Raw genomic sequence first — 16,579 nt, 5'->3', positions numbered from 1 at the left:
CTTTCTGTCGAGGGGGCGATATCAGCCCTTCGTGCTGCCCGCGCTGATCCCGGCGATGATGTGCCGCTGGAAGACGAGGAACAGCGCGACCATCGGGATGCTGGCGATGACCATCGCGGCGATGAGCACGGTCAGCTGGATGTTCTGCGACAGCTGGACGAGTGCGACGCTGATCGGCTGCTTGCCGGTGTCGGAGAAGACCATCAGCGGCCACAGGAAGTCCTGCCACACCGCGACCAGCGCGAAGATCGACACGACGCCGAGCACCGGACGCGACATGGGCAGCACGATCGACCACAGGGTGCGCAGCTTTCCGGCGCCGTCGATCTCGGCGGCCTCCAGGACGTCGCGCGGGATCTGGTCGAAGAACCGCTTGAGGAGATAGAGGTTGAAGGCGTTGGCCACGGCCGGCAGCCAGATCGCGAGCGGGTCGTTGAGCAGGCTGGTGTGGATCAGCGGCAGATCGGCGACGGTCAGATACTTCGGCACGACCAGCGCCTGGGCCGGGACCATCAGCGTGGCGAGGATGCCACCGAGGATCACCTTGCCGAAGGCGGGCTTCAGTTTGGACAGGGCGTAGGCGGCGGCCGTACAGAAGACGAGCTGGAACAGCCAGGCACCGGTCGCCTGCACCACCGTGTTCCACAGATGCTGCGGAAGCTGCATCAGGTCCCAGGCGTCGGTGTAGCCGGTGGAGTGCCACTGCTTCGGGACGAGGCTGGGCGGGGTCTGCGCCACCTCGTCCGGCGACTTCATCGCACCGGTCACCATCCAGTAGACGGGGAAGAGGAAGGCGATCGCGAACAGCACCACCACGGCCGTGAAGACCGTCCAGTAGACGGCCCGGCCGCGGGGGCGGGCCAGGGCGGCGGGGGAGACGAGGGTCCGGGTGCTCACGCTTCGTCCTCCCCTGAGCGGGTCAGCCGCAGATAGAGGGCGGAGAAGGCGCCGAGCAGCACGAGCAGCATCACGCTCAGCGCACACGCGCCACCGAAGTCGTTGTAGAGGAAGGCGTACTTGTAGATGAGGTAGAGGACGGTGACCGTGGCGTTCTCCGGGCCGCCGCCGGTGATCACGAAGGGCTCGGTGAAGACCTGCATCGTCGCGATGATCTGCAGCAGCATCAGCATCAGGATGACGAACCGCGTCTGGGGGATCGTGACATGGCGGACGCGCTGCAGCAGGCTCGCGCCGTCCAGCTCGGCCGCCTCGTACAGCTCACCGGGGATGGACTGCAGGGCCGCCAGATAGATCAGGACGGTGCCGCCCATATTGGCCCAGGTGGCGACGATGACGAGGGAGACCAGGGCGGTGTCGGCGCCGTTGGACCAGTTCGAGGTGGGCAGATGCGCGAAGCGCAGCGCCTCGTTGGCCAGCCCGGCGCCGGGGTCGTAGAACCACTTCCACAGCAGGGCGCTGACCACCGGCGGGATCATCACCGGCAGATAGACCACGACCCGGAAGAACGCCTTGGCGTGCCGGAGTTCATTGAGGACGAGGGCGAGCAGGAACGGGATCGCGAAGCCGATGACCAGCGCCAGCAGCGTGAAGGTGAGGGTGTTCCGCCACGCCGCGGTGAACTCCGGATCGTGCAGGACCCGGGTGAAGTTGGCGGTGCCCACCCATTCGGGGGACGAGCCGGGCGTGTACTTCTGGAAGGCGATCACGACCGCGCGGATCGCCGGGTACCAGGAGAACAGCGCGAAGCAGACGAGACCGCCGAGGAGGAAGCCGTAGGCGCGGGCCTGGTCGGCGAGGCGGCGCCGCCCCCGACCCCCGCCGGGGGCGGCGCCTGCACTGGGTGGACGGCGATCGCCTCGGCGGGCGGCCGCGCAGCGGTCTTGGTCATCGGGTCAGCCCCGGGCCAGGATGCTGTCGATCTTTCCGGAGGCGTCCTCGATGAGCTGGTCGATGTCGGCGTCCTTCTTGGTCAGGACGGCGGAGACGGCTCCGTCGAGCACGGAGTAGATCTGCTGGGCGTGCGGCGGCTCGATCTTCATCCGCAGCTTCTGATTGCCGTCCAGGAAGGTCTGGTAGTTGTCCACGGGGACATTGGCGTTGGCCTTCTTGACCTGCTGGTCCTTGGCGTCGGCGGCGCCGGTGAACAGCCGCGGCTCGGGCAGGCCCACCGGGGCGTCGTTCTTCTTGGCGCGGACGTAGTCGCCGAGGAAACCCTTGCCGGGGGTCAGGAACATATGGTCGAGCCACTTGAGGCCGGCCCGGATCTGGGCGGGGGTGTCCTTCTTCTGGAACATATAGCCGTCGCCGCCGATGAGCGTGCCCTTGCCACCGGGCATGGGGGCGATGGCGAGGTCCTTGTAGCTGCCGCCCTTCTCCTTCACCAGGATCGGGATGTTGTCGGGCGCGGCGAGGTACATGCCCAGCTTGCCCGAGCCCATCATCTGCTGGGCGTCGTTGATGACGAGGAGCTGCTTGCTGCCCATCGAGTCGTCCACCCAGCGCATGTCATGCAGATTCCGCAGGACGGCGCGCGCCTCGGGGGTGTCGATGGTGGCCTTCTTGCCGTCGGCGCTGATGACGTCGCCGCCCTGTGCGTACAGCTCCGCCGTGAAGTGCCAGCCGCCCTGGTTCTGTGCGCTGTAGTCCGCGTAGCCGACCGTGCCGGCGCCCAGCGCGGCGATCTTCTTGGCATCGGCGCGGACCTCTTCCCAGGTCATCGGCGGCTTGTCGGGGTCGAGTCCGGCCTTCTCGAAGAGCTCGCGGTTGTAGATCAGGCCCATCGAGTAGCCGGTGCGCGGGATGCCGTAGACCTTGCCGTCGACCGTGTAGATGTCGCGTAACTGCTTCTGGAGGGTGGGGTAGCTCTTCAACTCCTTGACGTACGGAGTGAGATCGGCCGCCTGGTTGATGTCGACGACGTGCCGGGCGTCGGTGAAGTACGTGTAGAACACGTTCTCCATCTGGCCGCCGGCCAGCTTGGCGTCGAAGGTCTTCGGGTCCTGGCAGGGGAACGCGTCATGCGCGACGACGTCGATGTCCGGGTTCTGCTTCTCGAAGGAGGCGATGTCCTCCTCGAAGAACTTGCGGTCGACCTTGGCGCTCTTGGGCGGCATGCAGTTGACGGTGATACGCGTCTTTCCGCCCGCCGAGTCGCCGTTCGACCCTCCGCAGGCGGTGAGGGCGAGGGAGCAGGCGCTGAGCGCGATGAGCGTACGGCGGAACCCGGTGCTTCTCATGGGTGGACCCCTCTGTACAGGAGCAGGGAAGCCCCCACGGCCGCGAGCGGGGCGCACACAACCGTGAGTGCGCCGCACACTCAAGCACCGTCGACAACGGGCCGCAAGATGTCGCGTAGATTCTGTAATTATTCAACTGGACTGTGGATCAAGTGGATTGAGCCTGTCGCGCGCCTGCCGACCACCTGTCGCCCCCCTGTCGACCGCATCTCGACAGGCCCCGCGCTCACTCCCGTGGCGCCTGCGCGGTGGAGCCGCGCACCACCAGCTCCGGCTCGAACAACAGTTCCTCGGACGGTACGGCCGCGCCGCCGATCTGTGCGTTCAGCAGCTCCACGGCCGCCCTGCCCATGGCCTCGATGGGCTGGCGGACGGTGGTCAGTGGCGGCTCGGTGCAGTTCATGAACGCGGAGTCGTCGTAGCCGACCACGGACACCTGCGACGGCACGCCGAACCCCTTGCGCCGCGCCGCCCGGATCGCCCCCAGAGCCAGCGGGTCACTGGCACAGATGATGCCCGTGACCCCCCGGTCGATCAGCCGGGAGGCCGCGGCGTGGCCGCCCTCGATCGAGAAGATCGCCCGGGCCACGAACTCGTCCGGCAGCCGGCCGGCGACCGTGCGCGCGGCGGCCAGCTTGCGCGCCGACGGCATATGGTCACCGGGGCCGAGCACGAGCCCGATCCGCTCGTGGCCGAGGGAGGCCAGATGCCGCCACGCCTGCTCCACGGCCACGGCGTCGTCGCAGGAAACGCCAGGGAAGCCGAGATGCTCTATGGCCGCGTTGATCAGCACCACCGGGATATTGCGCTCGGCGAGCAGCCGGTAGTGGTCATGCGGCGCGTCGGCCTGCGCGAAGAGCCCGCCCGCGAACACCACCCCGGAAACCTGCTGTTGCAGCAGCAGGTCCACGTAATCGGCCTCGGAGACCCCGCCCTTGGTCTGCGTGCACAGCACCGGAGTCAGCCCCAGTTGCGCCAGCGCCCCGCCGATGACCTCGGCGAACGCGGGGAAGATGGGGTTCTGCAGCTCGGGCAGGACCAGCCCGACCAGCCGCGCCCGGTCGCCCCGCAGCTGGGTGGGCCGCTCGTAGCCGAGGACGTCCAGCGCGGACAGCACCGCCTGCCGGGTGGCTTCGGAGACTCCGGGCTTGCCATTGAGCACCCGGCTGACCGTGGCCTCGCTGACACCGACCTTCTTCGCCACTTCAGCAAGTCGTCGCGTCATGCACGCAAGCGTAGCGCAAGAATTGCAAGTCGCTTGCGTAATGGGGGAGTAGATCGTACGACCCCGGTGGTGGCCCGGCTCATGTCGCCCGGGTGACGGCCACCGCCGCTTTGAGATCCGCCCAGAACTCGGGCCGGATGCCGATACGGTAGCCCAGCCGGTAGACCGTGGTCCTGGCCCGGCCACGCACCAGCAGATGTACCTCGGTCGGTCCCGGGTGGGCCTGGAGGATCTCCTTGAGCTGCTGGACGGAGCGCGGTGTCACCCGCGCTTCGAGCATCTCCAGGCGCAGCGGGGCATGGCGGGCGCTCAGGTCGGGGACCGCCAGTTCCATCGCCACCAGCCGGGGCACGTCCTCGCGTCTGTCGAGACGGCCCTTGACGAACACCACCGTGTCCTCGACGAGTTGGGCCGACACGAGCTGGTAGGTGGCCGGGAAGACCATGCATTCGATGGAGCCGGCCAGGTCCTCCACGGTGGCGATGGCCCAGGCGTTGCCCTGTTTGGTCATCTTGCGCTGCAGACCGGAGATGATCCCGCCGACCGTGACGACCGCGCCGTCCGCGAAGTCACCGCCGGTGAGCTGCGCGACGGTGGCGTCCGCCGTGCCGGCCAGCAACCGCTCCAGACCGAGGAGCGGGTGGTCGGAGACGTAGAGACCGAGCATCTCCCGCTCCTGGGCGAGCAGATACGGCTTGTCCCATTCGATGTCCGAGAACTCGACGTCGAGGCCGAAGCCCGGCCCTTCGCCGTCCGCGCCGTCACCGGCCATGCCGCCGAAGAGGTCGAACTGCCCCTCGGCCTCCTTGCGCTTGACCGCGACCACATTGTCGATCAGCGCCTCGTAGTGCGCCGTGAGCCCCTTACGGGTGTGGCCCATCTCGTCGAACGCGCCCGCCTTGATCAGCGATTCCGTGGTGCGCTTGTTGCACACGACCGCCTCGACCTTGTCCAGGTAGTCCGGGAACGAGGCGTACTTCCCCTTGGCCTTACGGCCACGGATGATCGCTTCCACCACGTTCTGACCGACGTTCCGGACCGCCGTGAGGCCGAAGAGGATCACATCATCACCCTGAGCGGTGAAGTTGGCCTCGGACTCATTGACGTTCGGCGGCAGCACCTTGATGCCCATACGACGGCACTCGTTCAGATAGACCGCCGACTTGTCCTTGTCGTCACGCACCGAGGTGAGCAGCGCCGCCATGTACTCGGCGGGGTAGTTGGCCTTGAGATACGCGGTCCAGTACGAGACGAGCGCGTAGGCGGCCGCATGCGCCTTGTTGTAGGCGTAGCCCGCGAAGGGCACCAGTACGTCCCAGACCGCCCGCACGGCCTCGTCGGAGTAGCCGCGCTCCCGGCAGCCGTCCCGGAACGGGATGAACTCCTTGTCCAGGACCTCCTGCTTCTTCTTGCCCATGGCGCGGCGGAGCAGGTCGGCCTGGCCGAGTGAGTAGCCCGCGAGGGCCTGGGCGGCCTTCTGTACCTGCTCCTGGTAGACGACCAGGCCGTAGGTGATGTCGAGGACCTCCCGGAGCGGCTCCGCCAGCTCCGGGTGGATCGGGGTGATCTCCTGCTGGCCGTTCTTCCGCAGCGCGTAGTTGATATGCGAGTTCATGCCCATCGGGCCGGGCCGGTACAGGGCGGTGACGGCGGTGATGTCCTCGAACTGGTTGGGTTTCATCAGCCGCAGGAGCGAGCGCATCGCGCTGCCGTCGAACTGGAACACGCCGAGGGTGTGGCCACCGCCGAGCATCTCGAAGGTCCTGCGGTCGTCCAGTGGCAGATCGAGCAGCTTCAGGTCGACGCCCTTGTTGGCGCGCACCATCGTGACGGCGTCGTCCATGATGGTGAGGTTGCGCAGGCCCAGGAAGTCCATCTTCAGCAGGCCCAGCGACTCACAGGTGGGGTAGTCCCACTGCGTGATCGTGACGCCGTCGGTGTGCCGCACCCAGACCGGGACATGGTCCACGATCGGCTCGCTCGACATGATCACACCGGCGGCGTGCACACCCATCTGCCGCACCAGGCCCTCGACACCCTTGGCGGTGTCGATGACCTTCCGCGCATCCGGCTCGTTCTCATACATCGCCCGCACCTCGCCCGCCTCGGAGTGCCGCGGGTGTTCCGGGTCGGTGATGCCGGCCAGCGGGATGCCCTTGCCGCCGACGTCGGCGGGCATGGCCTTGGTGATGCGGTCGCCCATCGCGTACGGATAGCCCAGCACCCGGGCGGAGTCCTTGATGGCGTTCTTGGCCTTGATGGTGCCGTAGGTGCCGATCATGGCGACCTTGTCGGCGCCGTACTTCTCCGTCACATAGCGGATCACCTCGACCCGCCGGCGCTCGTCGAAGTCGATGTCGACGTCCGGCATGGACACGCGCTCGGGGTTGAGGAACCGCTCGAAGATCAGCCCGTGCTCGACCGGGTCGAGGTCGGTGATGCCCATCGCGTACGAGACGATCGAACCGGCCGCCGAGCCACGGCCCGGCCCGACGGCGATGCCCTGCTGCTTGGCCCACATGATGAAGTCGGCGACCACGAGGAAGTAGCCCGGGAACCCCATCTGGATGACGATGTCCATCTCGTACTCGGCCAGCTTCTGGCGGTCCTGCGGTACGCCACCCGGATAGCGCCGGGCCATCCCGCGCCGGACCTCCTCGCGGAACCACGTGACCTCGGTGTGGCCCTCGGGCACCTCGAACCGCGGCATGAGGTCGCGCTTGTCGAACATGCCGGTGGTGTCGATCTGCTCGGCGACCAGCAGGGTGTTGCGGCAGCCCTCCTGCCAGGCGTCCGAGGAGTCGATGGCGTACATCTCCTCCGTGGACTTCAGGTAGTAGCCGGTGCCGTCGAAGCGGAAGCGGTCCAGGTCGGAGAGGCTCTTGCCGGTCTGGATGCACAGCAGCGCATCGTGTGCCGCGGCCTCGTCCGCATAGGTGTAGTGCGAGTCGTTCGTCACCAGCGGCGGGATGTCCAGCTTCTTGCCGATCTCCAGCAGCCCGTCCCGGACCCGGCGCTCGATCTCGATGCCGTGGTCCATCAACTCCAGGAAGTACCGGTCCTTGCCGAAGATGTCCTGGTACTCGGAGGCGGCCTTCAGTGCCTCGTCGAACTGGCCCAGGCGCAGCCGGGTCTGCAGCTCACCGGACGGGCAGCCGGTCGACGCGATCAGCCCCTCGGCGTGCTCGGCGATGACCTCCTTGTCCATCCGCGGCCACTTCTGCAGCCAGCCGTGCGCATACGCGTCCGACGACAGCCGGAACAGATGGTGCAGCCCGGTGGTGTCCGCCGCCCAGATCGTCTTGTGGGTGTAGCCGCCCGAGCCGGAGACGTCATCGCGCTTCTGGTGGGGCTGCCCCCACTGGATCTTGCGCTTGGTGCGCCGCGACTCCGGGGCGACATACGCCTCGATCCCGATGATCGGCGTCACGCCCGAGGCCATGGCCTGCTGGAAGAAGTCGTACGCGCCGTGCAGATTGCCGTGGTCCGTCAGGGCGAGGTGCGACATGCCCATCTCCTGGCAGGCCGCGAAGAGATCCTTCAGCCGGGCCGCGCCGTCCAGGAGCGAGTACTGCGTGTGCACATGCAGATGAGTGAAAGGCGGTGCCACTCCTTCCCCCGGATCAGGCGTCGGACTCGAGGGCCTGGGCGATCCTCCGCAGGCCCGTGGCCACCTCCCGCGCCGAGGGGGCGCGCTCGGGATCGACCAGCCACTGCTGGGTCAGCCCGGCGACCAGGGCCATGTGCACCGACCCGACCGCACGGGCCACTTCGCCCTCCTCCGTGCCCTCGATGCCGTGCAGATCGGCCGCCAGCGCCGTACGGGCCCGTTCGAACGCCTCGGCGAGCTGCTGCCGGACGTCGGCGGAACGTTCGGCCTGCGCGAGGGCTTCCACGCCGGCCACCACCAGCGGCCGGTCCGTGGTCCCGGACTCGATGATCCGGGCCCACATCGACTCCGCTCGCGTTCCGGCATCGGAGTCCGGGGCGGCCTCCGTCGACCCGGACCGCACCTTCTCGCTCCACTCGTCGAGCGATTCCAGGAGCGCCGCGTTGAGCAGCCGCTCCTTCGAGCCGTAGTGGTAATTGATCGTGCCGAGCGGTGCGTTGGCGGCGGCGGCGATGTCACGCGAGGTCGTACGGGCGAATCCCCGCTCCTCCAGGCACCGCTTCGCCCCGGCCATCAACTGTTCCCGATGTCCCATGCCGATCACCCTACCCCAATCTTGAACGCTCGTTCAGAACGATCGTTCAGGACGGATGTTCAGAAGGTTTGAGTCCGAACACTCGCCCAGCCCGCGGATCAGGTGTGGCTCGGCGCCGGTTCCTGCTCGGGACGGGGCGCGCCGTGCTCGTGCCGGGGGAGGAGGAGCGGGGTCGCCAGGCTGAGGAGTCCGGCTGTGGCGATCGCGATCCGGGGGCCGGTGACAGCGGCCAGCAGGCCCCACAGGGCGGTCAGGGTCGCGACGGTGGCCTTGCTGGAGACCGACCACGCGGAGAGGGTGCGGGCGACCCGGTCCGCCGGGGTCCGGTCGAGCCGATAGGTGGCGTACAGCGGGGTGAACACGCCCATGCAGCAGATCAGCCCCAGCTCGACCGCCATGACCAGCACCAGTCCCGCCGTACCCGGGCGGACGAAGGCCAACCCCGGCAACCAGCACGCCCGCAGCGCCCCCGAGATCAGCATGACCCGGTGCCGCCCGAACCGTTCCGCAAGCCGGGGAGCCAGCCGGGAGCCGATCAGACCGCCGATGCAGGGCAGTGTGAAGGCCATGGCGTACTGCCAGGGCGCGAACCCCAGGCTGCCCAGCATGAGGACGGCGAGCAGCGGCGCGGTCGCCATGATCAGCCCGCCCACCAGGACCTGGTTGAAGAACAGCGGACGCAGCGCCGGGTTGGTCAGAATGCACCGCCAGCCCTCCAGCAGCTCACCGGCCCGGAGCCGTGGCGGCGGGCCGGTGCGCGCGGGGCGTGGCTCCGTGCCGCCGATCGCACGGATCCCCGCCGCCGAGAGCAGAAAGCTGACCGCATTGGCCGCCACGGTCATCACCGGACCGAAGAGCCCGATCGCGGCCCCGCCGATCTGCGGTCCGAGCATGGTGGCGGTCCAGGCCGTGGACTCGAACCGCGCGTTCGCCACCAGCAGGTCCTCCCGCGGCACCAGCGCCTTCAGGCACGCCCCACTGGCCGCGGTGAAGGCGATGTCGGCCGCGGAGACGACGATCGACACGATCACGAGCTGGGCGAAGGTGAGCCGGCCGAGCAGAAACAGGACGGGGACGGTCATCAGGGCCGCGAACCGGACCACATCCATCGCGATCATCACCGGCCGCTTGCGGCGGAACTCCATCCATGGCCCGAGCGGCAGCGCCACCGCCGCGCCCACCGCGAGCCCCGCGGCCGCCAGCAGCGACACCTGGGCCGCCCCGGCATGGAGAACAATGATCGCGATCATCGGGAACGCGTCGAACGCGAGCCAGGTGCCGAACGCGCTGACCGCGTACGCCCCCCAGAGCCATCCGAACTGCCGCCCCAGCTTCCGCCTCGCCCCCATGCGCAGCGCACCCCTCCTCGCCGTCCCGCCCGAAGAACCTCACATAGAACGGGCGATATCCAAGCGAGCCTGGGCGGGCGGTTCAAACAACGCCCTCGACATGCCACAACCAGACGTTGTGCGACTAAGGTGGCCGACGTGGACCTCAAGGCCGTGCGCACCTTCGTCGCCGTCGCGGGCGCGGGCCAGTTCCAGGAGGCGGCGGGCGATCTGTCCATCACCCAGCAGGCCGTCTCCAAGCGCATCGCCGCGCTGGAGAAGGAACTCGGCGTGCGGCTGTTCACCCGTACCGCGCGCGGAGCCCTGCTCACCATCGACGGGCAGGCGTTCCTGCCCCACGCCCGCGAACTTCTGCGGGCCGAGGAACGGGCCGCCGCCTCCGTACGCCCCGGCCGCCGCGCGCTGCGCGTCGATGTGATCGGGCGGCGGCTCGCACCGGCCGATCTGCTCCGCGGCTTCCACCGGGCGCACCCCGAGGTCGAACTCGATGTGGTGACGCTCTTCGACGCCGACGCGGCCATCGCCGCCGTGCGCACCGGCACGATCGACGCGTCGTTCCGGGCGGTCACCGTGCCCGCCCGGCGGCTCCCCGGCGGCATCGAAGCCACCCGGGTCCACGACGAGCCCATCCAGCTCCTCACCGGACCGTCCCATGAGCTCGCCGCCGCCCGCGAGGTCACCCCCGCCGAGCTCGCCGGGCACCGGATCTGGATGCCGGGCATCGTCCCCGGTACCGAATGGGCCGCCTACTACGACGACCTCGCCGCCGCGTTCGGGATCACCATCGACGCGATCGGCCCGTACTTCGGGCCCGAGCCGCTCCTCGACACGATCGCCGACTCCTCGACGCTGGCGACCTTCGTCGGCGAACGGACCCGCCTGGTCTGGCCCGCCGACTACGGGCTGCGGCGCATCGAGGTGCACCACCCGACCCCGGTCTACCCGCATTCGCTGATCTGGCACCGCGACAACCCGCACCCCGCCCTCACCGCGCTCCGCGACCACCTCGCCGCCGCGCCGCCCGGCCACCGCGACGCCGGTGCCTGGACGCCGAAATGGGCGTGGTGACCGAAATCACCGCGTCACCGCCGACTGGCGGATCATGCGGGCCGGTGAGTTCGCGCAGGTCGGCAACTCCCGCTATTTATCGCCGAAAAGGTGCGGGTTGACAGCGGATCAGCCAACGATCTAGGTTCACCTCAGGGGACTCGCTGGACGGCGAACGGGGGCTGTGGTGAGTGTTTTGGCGTTGCGCGCATCCGATATCACCGGGATCGCGCGACTGGTCGCGCGTGATGTCTTAATGGACCGAATGACCGACCGGTCGACCTCAGGAAATGCTGTCTTGGATCGCGAGGATCGCGAGGAAAGCGACATCTCACCGCAGCGTGGCGGATTTCGCGGAAATTCCCTTTCCGGCCCTGGCGTCACCGCATGGCTGCCGCCTTATGAATCCGGTAAGAGCCTGGTGGGCGCCGGTGCGCGGGCTGTCGCTCAACCGGCTGTCCGCTCGGAAGAGTTCGAAGTGCGCCGGATGTTCGTCTCGGATATCGACGCCGCTCACCCGGTGAGTTTCAGCCGACGGGTCGGCTTCTCCGGACTCCGGATCCCCATGTGCCGCGCGTCGAATACCGGCGCGGGCCGGGGCGATGGTGCGCCGGTCCTGACTTGTGCACCGTGCTGAGTTCCCTTTAAACGGCGTCCGCGCCATAGCTGGGCAAGCATCAGTGGCAGTATCAGCGAAATAATCGCGCAAAACCATTTCCATCAGTCGTCGGGGAAGGCTGTGTTGTGGGGCAATCAGGCGCGCCCAAATCCCAAGGTCTCAGCGCGGCCATGAGCAATCTCTTCGAGCGCACCAGGCGAAAGGAATCCACGGGTGTGGTGCCGGTCGCCAGGGACCGGGAGCTGAGGGCGTCATTCGCCCAGCGACGACTGTGGTTTCTGGACCAGTTGGAGCCCGGCAACGCCTCGTACAACCTCCCCTTCGCGGTGCGGGTGCGCGGCCGCCTGGACGTCGCCCATCTCTCCCGGGCCCTTTCGCTGGTGGTCGCCCGGCACGAGGCGCTGCGCACCACCTTCACCGAGACCGGCGGACAACCGGTGCAGTCGATCCAGCCCCCCGCCCCCGTCCCGGTGCGGATCGAATCGGTGCCCGAAGGCCCGGAGGAGGAGCGGCTCGCCGCGGTCCGGCGGCTGGCCGGAGCGGAGATCACCGAGCCCTTCGACCTGAGCACCGGCCCCTTGCTGCGGGCCAAGGTGCTGCGGCTGGACGACCACGACCACGTCCTGCTGCTGACGGTGCACCATGTGGCCACGGACGCCTGGTCACAGGGCATTCTGGTGGGTGAGCTGTCCGCCGCGTACGAGGCGTTCGACGCCGGGCGGGAGCCCGTACTGCCGCCGCTGCCCGTGCAGTACGCCGACTACGCGGAGTGGGAGCGCGACTGGCTGTCCGGTCCGACCCTGCGCCGCCAGTTGGACTACTGGACGAAGCGGCTCGACGGTATGGCCCCCGCGCTGGAGCTGCCCACCGACCGGCCCCGGCCCTCGGTCGCCCGCCAGGAAGGCGACGCGGTGCGCTGGGAGCTGCCCGCCGAACTGATCCAGGCCGCCCGCCGGCTGGGCGCCGGTGAGAACGCGACCCTCTACATGACCTTGCTGGCCGCCTTCCAACTGGTCCTGGGCCGGTATGTGGACAGCGACGACATCACGGTGGGCACCCCCGTGGCCAACCGGGGGCGCGCCGAGGTCGAGGGCCTCATCGGGTTCTTCGTCAATACCGTGGTGCTGCGGACCGACCTGTCCGGCGACCCCACCTTCCGCCAACTGCTGGCACGGGTCCGGGACATGGCGGCCGGTGCCTTCGCCCATGGCGACCTGCCCTTCGAGTATCTGGTGGAGCAGGTGCACCCCGAGCGGGACCTGTCCCGGAACCCGCTGGTACAGGTGCTCTTCCAGATGATCAACGTGCCGGGGGAGCGGCTCGCCCTGCCCGGCGCGGAGACCGAGCCCTACGACCACGGCCGGATCCTCACGCGGATGGACCTGGAGGTCCATCTCGTCGAGGCCGAGGACGGAGTGCTCGGTCATATCGTCTTCAGCAAGGCCCTGTTCGACAGGAGCACCGTCGAACGGCTGCTGCACCATGTCACCGTCGTCCTGCGAGGTGTTCTGGCCGAGCCGGACCGGCCCCTCTCCGAGATCTCCCCGCTCGACGACGCCGAGCGGGCGAAGGTCCTGGAGGAGTTCAACCACACCACGGGCCCCGTACCGGCCGGATCGCTGCCCGCGCTCTTCACCGCCCAGGCCGAACGCCGCCCCGGCGCGGTGGCCGTGATCAGCGGCGCCGACCGCATCACCTACGCCGAGCTCGACCAGCGCTCGAACCAGCTCGCCCACCTCCTGGAGAGCCGGGGGATCGGCCCCGAGACCCTGGTCGGGCTGTGTGTCGACCGCGGCGCCGAGATGATCGTGGCGATTCTCGCGATCCTCAAGCTCGGAGCGGCCTATGTGCCGATCGACCCGAACCACCCCCGGGACCGTATCCAGTTCGTACTGGCCGATGCCGGGGTGACCGTCGCCGTCACCCAGCAGCGCTTCAGCAGCCTGCTCGAAAAACCCTCCGAAGCGGAGGAGCCCGCCGGGACATCGCGGATCACCGAAGGGCCGGAGACACCCGGGACAGCCGGGGCACTTGAGACATCCAGGGAGAGCGAGCCATCCGGGACGGCCGGGGTCCGGCTCATCCTGCTCGACGCCGAGCGCGAATCGCTCACCAGCCGGCCCCGGACCCCGCCCACGGCACGGCCCAGCGCCCAGAACCTCGCCTATGTCATCTACACCTCCGGCTCCACCGGAGTCCCCAAGGGCATCCTCATGCCCGCCTCCTGTGTGCTCAACCTGGTGGCCTGGCAGAAGAAGGCCCTGCCGATCGGCCCCGACGCAAAGACGGCCCAATTCGCCACGCTGACCTTCGACATCTCGCTCCAGGAGATCTTCTCGGCGCTGCTGTACGGCGAGACGATCGTCATCCCCGGCGAGGAACTGCGCATGGACCCCGTCGAGTTCGCCCGATGGATCCACGCCCACGAGATCGACCAGCTCTTCGTACCGAATGTGATGCTGCGGGCGATCTCCGAGGAAGTGGATCCGCATGGCACCGAGCTGGCCGCGCTGCGCCATCTCTCACAGGCCGGTGAACCCCTCTCCCTCCACCACGATCTGCGCGAGCTGTGTGCCCGCCGCCCCGAGCTGCGGCTGCACAACCACTACGGTCCCAGCGAAGCCCATGTGGTGACCTCCTACTCGCTCCCCGCCGAGGTGGCCGAGTGGCCGCTCACCGCCCCCATCGGCCGCCCGATCGGCAACACCCGGGTGTACGTCGTCGACCGGCGGCTCCGGCCCGTCCCCGTGGGGGTGCCCGGTGAGCTGTGCGTGGCCGGAGCGGGCCTGGCCAGAGGCTATCTCGGCCGTCCGGATCTGACCGCCTCCCGGTTCGTGGCGAACCCGTTCCACGGCGATGGATCGCGGATGTACCGATCCGGCGACCTGGTGCGCTGGCTGCCCGACGGCAACCTGGAATACCTCGGCCGGATCGACGACCAGGTGAAGATCCGTGGCTTCCGGATCGAACCGGGCGAGATCGAGGCGATTCTCGCCAGGCACCAGGATGTGCTGCACACGGCCGTGATGGTGCGTGAGGACACCCCGGGGGACAAGCGGCTGGTGGCCTATGCGGTGGCCGATGCCACCGCCGCGGACCGGCACGACCAGCTGACCGAAACCCTGCGCCGGCACGTCGAGTCCGCGGTGCCCGAATACATGGTGCCCTCCGCTTTCGTCCTGCTGGACACCATGCCCCTGACCTCCGGCGGCAAGATCGACCGGAAGGCGCTGCCCGCCCCCGACCTGCGCACCGTGCTCGAGGTCGGCTACGTCGCCCCCCGCACCCCCGAGGAGGAGGCCGTCTGCCGGGTCTACGCGGATCTGCTCGGCGCCACCAGGGTCGGTATCGACGACGACTTCTTCGCACTGGGCGGCCATTCCCTCATCGCCACCAGGGTGGTCGCCAGGCTCCGGACCGCCCTTGGCGTCGACGTACCGCTGAAGACCGTTTTCCAGCAACGCACCCCCAGGGAGCTGGCGGCCACCCTCAGCGCCGCCCGGTCCGTTCCCGGACCCGAGCTGCCGCCGCTGGTCCCCACGCGGCGCGATCAGCCCGTACCCCTCACCTTCGCACAGCAGCAGACGGACCTCTTCTTCGGCGATGTCCTCGACGCCGGGCACTGGAACATCCCCATGGCCGTGCGGGTCTCGGGCGAACTGGACCTCGACTGCCTGCGGCGGGCGATGGCCCTGCTGATCGACCGGCACGAGGCCCTGCGCACCACCTTCGTCAGGGAAGCCGACGGATACGTCCAGGTGATCCGGCCGAATGTGCCGGTCCAGGTGGAGGTGGCCGAGGCGGACGACGAGGCCCAAGCCTCCGTACTGGCCGGACAGGAGGCGGCACGGCCCTTCGACCTCACGAGCGGCCCACTGGCGAGGCTGCGCGTGCTGCGCCTGGCCGAGCTCGACCATGTGCTGGTGCTCACCCTGCACCATCTGGTCACCGACGGCTGGTCCCAAGGTGTGCTGGTCCGCGATCTGTCCCTCGTGTACTCGGCCCTGCTGCGCGGCGCCGAACCCGATCTGCCGCCCGTGCCCGTCCAGTACGCCGATGTCGCGAACTGGGAGCGCGAGTGGTTGCGCGGGGATGTGCTGCGACGCCAACTCGACCACTGGCAGCGGCACTTCGATGGAATGACACCCGCCGAACTGCCCACTGACCGGCCCCGCGCCACGTCGGCCCGATACGACAGCGGCATCTACCACTGGCGACTGCCGAAGGACGCCGTGGAGGCGGCCCGGCGGCTGGGCGAATCGTCCAGCGCCACCTTGTACATGACGCTGCTGACCGCGCTGAAGGTGGTCATGTCCGCCCGCTCGGACAACCAGGACGTCCTCGTCGGCGTGCCCATGGCCAACCGTGGCCGGGACGAACTGGAGAACGTGGTGGGCCTCGTCTCCAAGATGCTGGCGCTGCGCACCGAGGTCTCCGGCGCCACGGACTTCGGCACACTGCTGGCCACGGTGCGCGATGCGATGTCGGACGCCTTTACCCACCAGGACGTGCCGTTCGTCTCCGTTCTCAAGCGCTCGGTTCTCAAGCGCTCGGTTCTCAAGCGCTCGGATCTCAAGCACTCGGACGAACCCACCGTCGGCCACGCCGGGACACGGCTGTCGGACGATCCGCCGGTAAAGGTGATCTTCCAGATCGTCAACACCCCACAGCGGCCCCTCATGCTCACCGGGCTTACCGCCGAGCCGTTCCTGATGACCCACCCACCGGTGACCGTCAACGTGGACATGGAGATCGACCTGTACGAGAACGCGGAGGACGGCGGCCTCGCCGGCACCGTGCTGTTCAGCACGTCCCTCTTCGACCGTGCCACCATCGAGCGGTTCTGCGACGACGTGGTGGCGGTGGTCTCCACAGCCGCCGGGGACCCCGGTCGGTCGGTCTCGCAGGTGTGGCAGGTCCGAGGCCGCGATCAGTGA

At 68.6% G+C, this 16,579-nt stretch carries 9 protein-coding genes and 1 pseudogene; 3 read left to right on the top strand and 7 right to left on the bottom strand.

Annotation, left to right across the window (positions count from 1 at the left end; genetic code table 11):
- Positions 1-21: 21 nt before the first annotated feature.
- The 7 genes and pseudogenes from CGL27_RS05605 to CGL27_RS05575 all read right to left on the bottom strand — a co-directional run bounded on the left by CGL27_RS05605 (position 22) and on the right by CGL27_RS05575 (position 9,976).
- Positions 22-897, bottom strand: coding sequence for a carbohydrate ABC transporter permease (locus CGL27_RS05605; protein WP_078638749.1), 876 nt, complete (start codon positions 895-897; stop codon positions 22-24).
- Positions 894-1,849 (bottom strand): annotated as a pseudogene (locus CGL27_RS05600) (sugar ABC transporter permease). The gene CGL27_RS05605 and the pseudogene CGL27_RS05600 overlap by 4 nt, the downstream one beginning before the upstream one ends.
- 4 nt (positions 1,850-1,853) lie before the next feature.
- Positions 1,854-3,197 (bottom strand): sugar ABC transporter substrate-binding protein, encoded by a 1,344-nt coding sequence (locus tag CGL27_RS05595; RefSeq protein WP_119984993.1) that lies wholly within the window; start codon positions 3,195-3,197, stop codon positions 1,854-1,856.
- Between the two features lie 226 nt (positions 3,198-3,423).
- Entirely contained in the window at positions 3,424-4,422 is a 999-nt protein-coding gene (locus CGL27_RS05590; protein ID WP_205587627.1) for a LacI family DNA-binding transcriptional regulator, read from the bottom strand.
- A gap of 79 nt (positions 4,423-4,501) precedes the next feature.
- Entirely contained in the window at positions 4,502-8,032 is a 3,531-nt protein-coding gene (dnaE, locus tag CGL27_RS05585; RefSeq protein ID WP_119984989.1) for a DNA polymerase III subunit alpha, read from the bottom strand.
- A 13-nt stretch (positions 8,033-8,045) separates the two neighbouring features.
- A complete protein-coding gene (locus CGL27_RS05580) occupies positions 8,046-8,627 on the bottom strand; it encodes a TetR/AcrR family transcriptional regulator (RefSeq protein ID WP_162952885.1) in 582 nt (193 codons plus the stop codon).
- 98 nt (positions 8,628-8,725) lie between these two features.
- A complete protein-coding gene (locus CGL27_RS05575) occupies positions 8,726-9,976 on the bottom strand; it encodes an MFS transporter (protein WP_119984988.1) in 1,251 nt (416 codons plus the stop codon).
- Positions 9,977-10,114: 138 nt separating this feature from the next.
- On the opposite strand from CGL27_RS05575, the gene CGL27_RS05570 reads away from it, so the two are divergent.
- From CGL27_RS05570 to CGL27_RS05565, 3 genes are all read left to right on the top strand, one after another.
- A complete protein-coding gene (locus CGL27_RS05570) occupies positions 10,115-11,044 on the top strand; it encodes a LysR family transcriptional regulator (RefSeq protein ID WP_119984986.1) in 930 nt (309 codons plus the stop codon).
- A gap of 166 nt (positions 11,045-11,210) precedes the next feature.
- Entirely contained in the window at positions 11,211-11,660 is a 450-nt protein-coding gene (locus CGL27_RS49835) for a hypothetical protein (RefSeq protein ID WP_162952884.1), read from the top strand.
- Positions 11,661-11,812: 152 nt separating this feature from the next.
- Positions 11,813-16,579: a non-ribosomal peptide synthetase gene (locus tag CGL27_RS05565; RefSeq protein ID WP_119984984.1), complete on the top strand. Its 4,767-nt coding sequence runs from the start codon at positions 11,813-11,815 to the stop codon at positions 16,577-16,579.

The sequence above is a fragment of the Streptomyces sp. 11-1-2 genome, assembly GCF_003595545.1.
Classification (GTDB): Bacteria; Actinomycetota; Actinomycetes; order Streptomycetales; family Streptomycetaceae; genus Streptomyces; species Streptomyces hygroscopicus_B.
This window is presented reverse-complemented; position numbering and strand designations above follow the sequence as displayed.

What these genes read in the sequence shown, in the direction of transcription:
- CGL27_RS05595 (WP_119984993.1), bottom strand. Translation starts at nt 3,197, where the DNA reads ATGAGAAGCACCGGGTTCCGCCGTACGCTCATCGCGCTCAGCGCCTGC.
- CGL27_RS05590 (WP_205587627.1), bottom strand. Translation starts at nt 4,422, where the DNA reads ATGACGCGACGACTTGCTGAAGTGGCGAAGAAGGTCGGTGTCAGCGAG.
- CGL27_RS05580 (WP_162952885.1), bottom strand. Translation starts at nt 8,627, where the DNA reads ATGGGACATCGGGAACAGTTGATGGCCGGGGCGAAGCGGTGCCTGGAG.
- CGL27_RS05575 (WP_119984988.1), bottom strand. Translation starts at nt 9,976, where the DNA reads ATGGGGGCGAGGCGGAAGCTGGGGCGGCAGTTCGGATGGCTCTGGGGG.
- CGL27_RS05565 (WP_119984984.1), top strand. Translation starts at nt 11,813, where the DNA reads ATGAGCAATCTCTTCGAGCGCACCAGGCGAAAGGAATCCACGGGTGTG.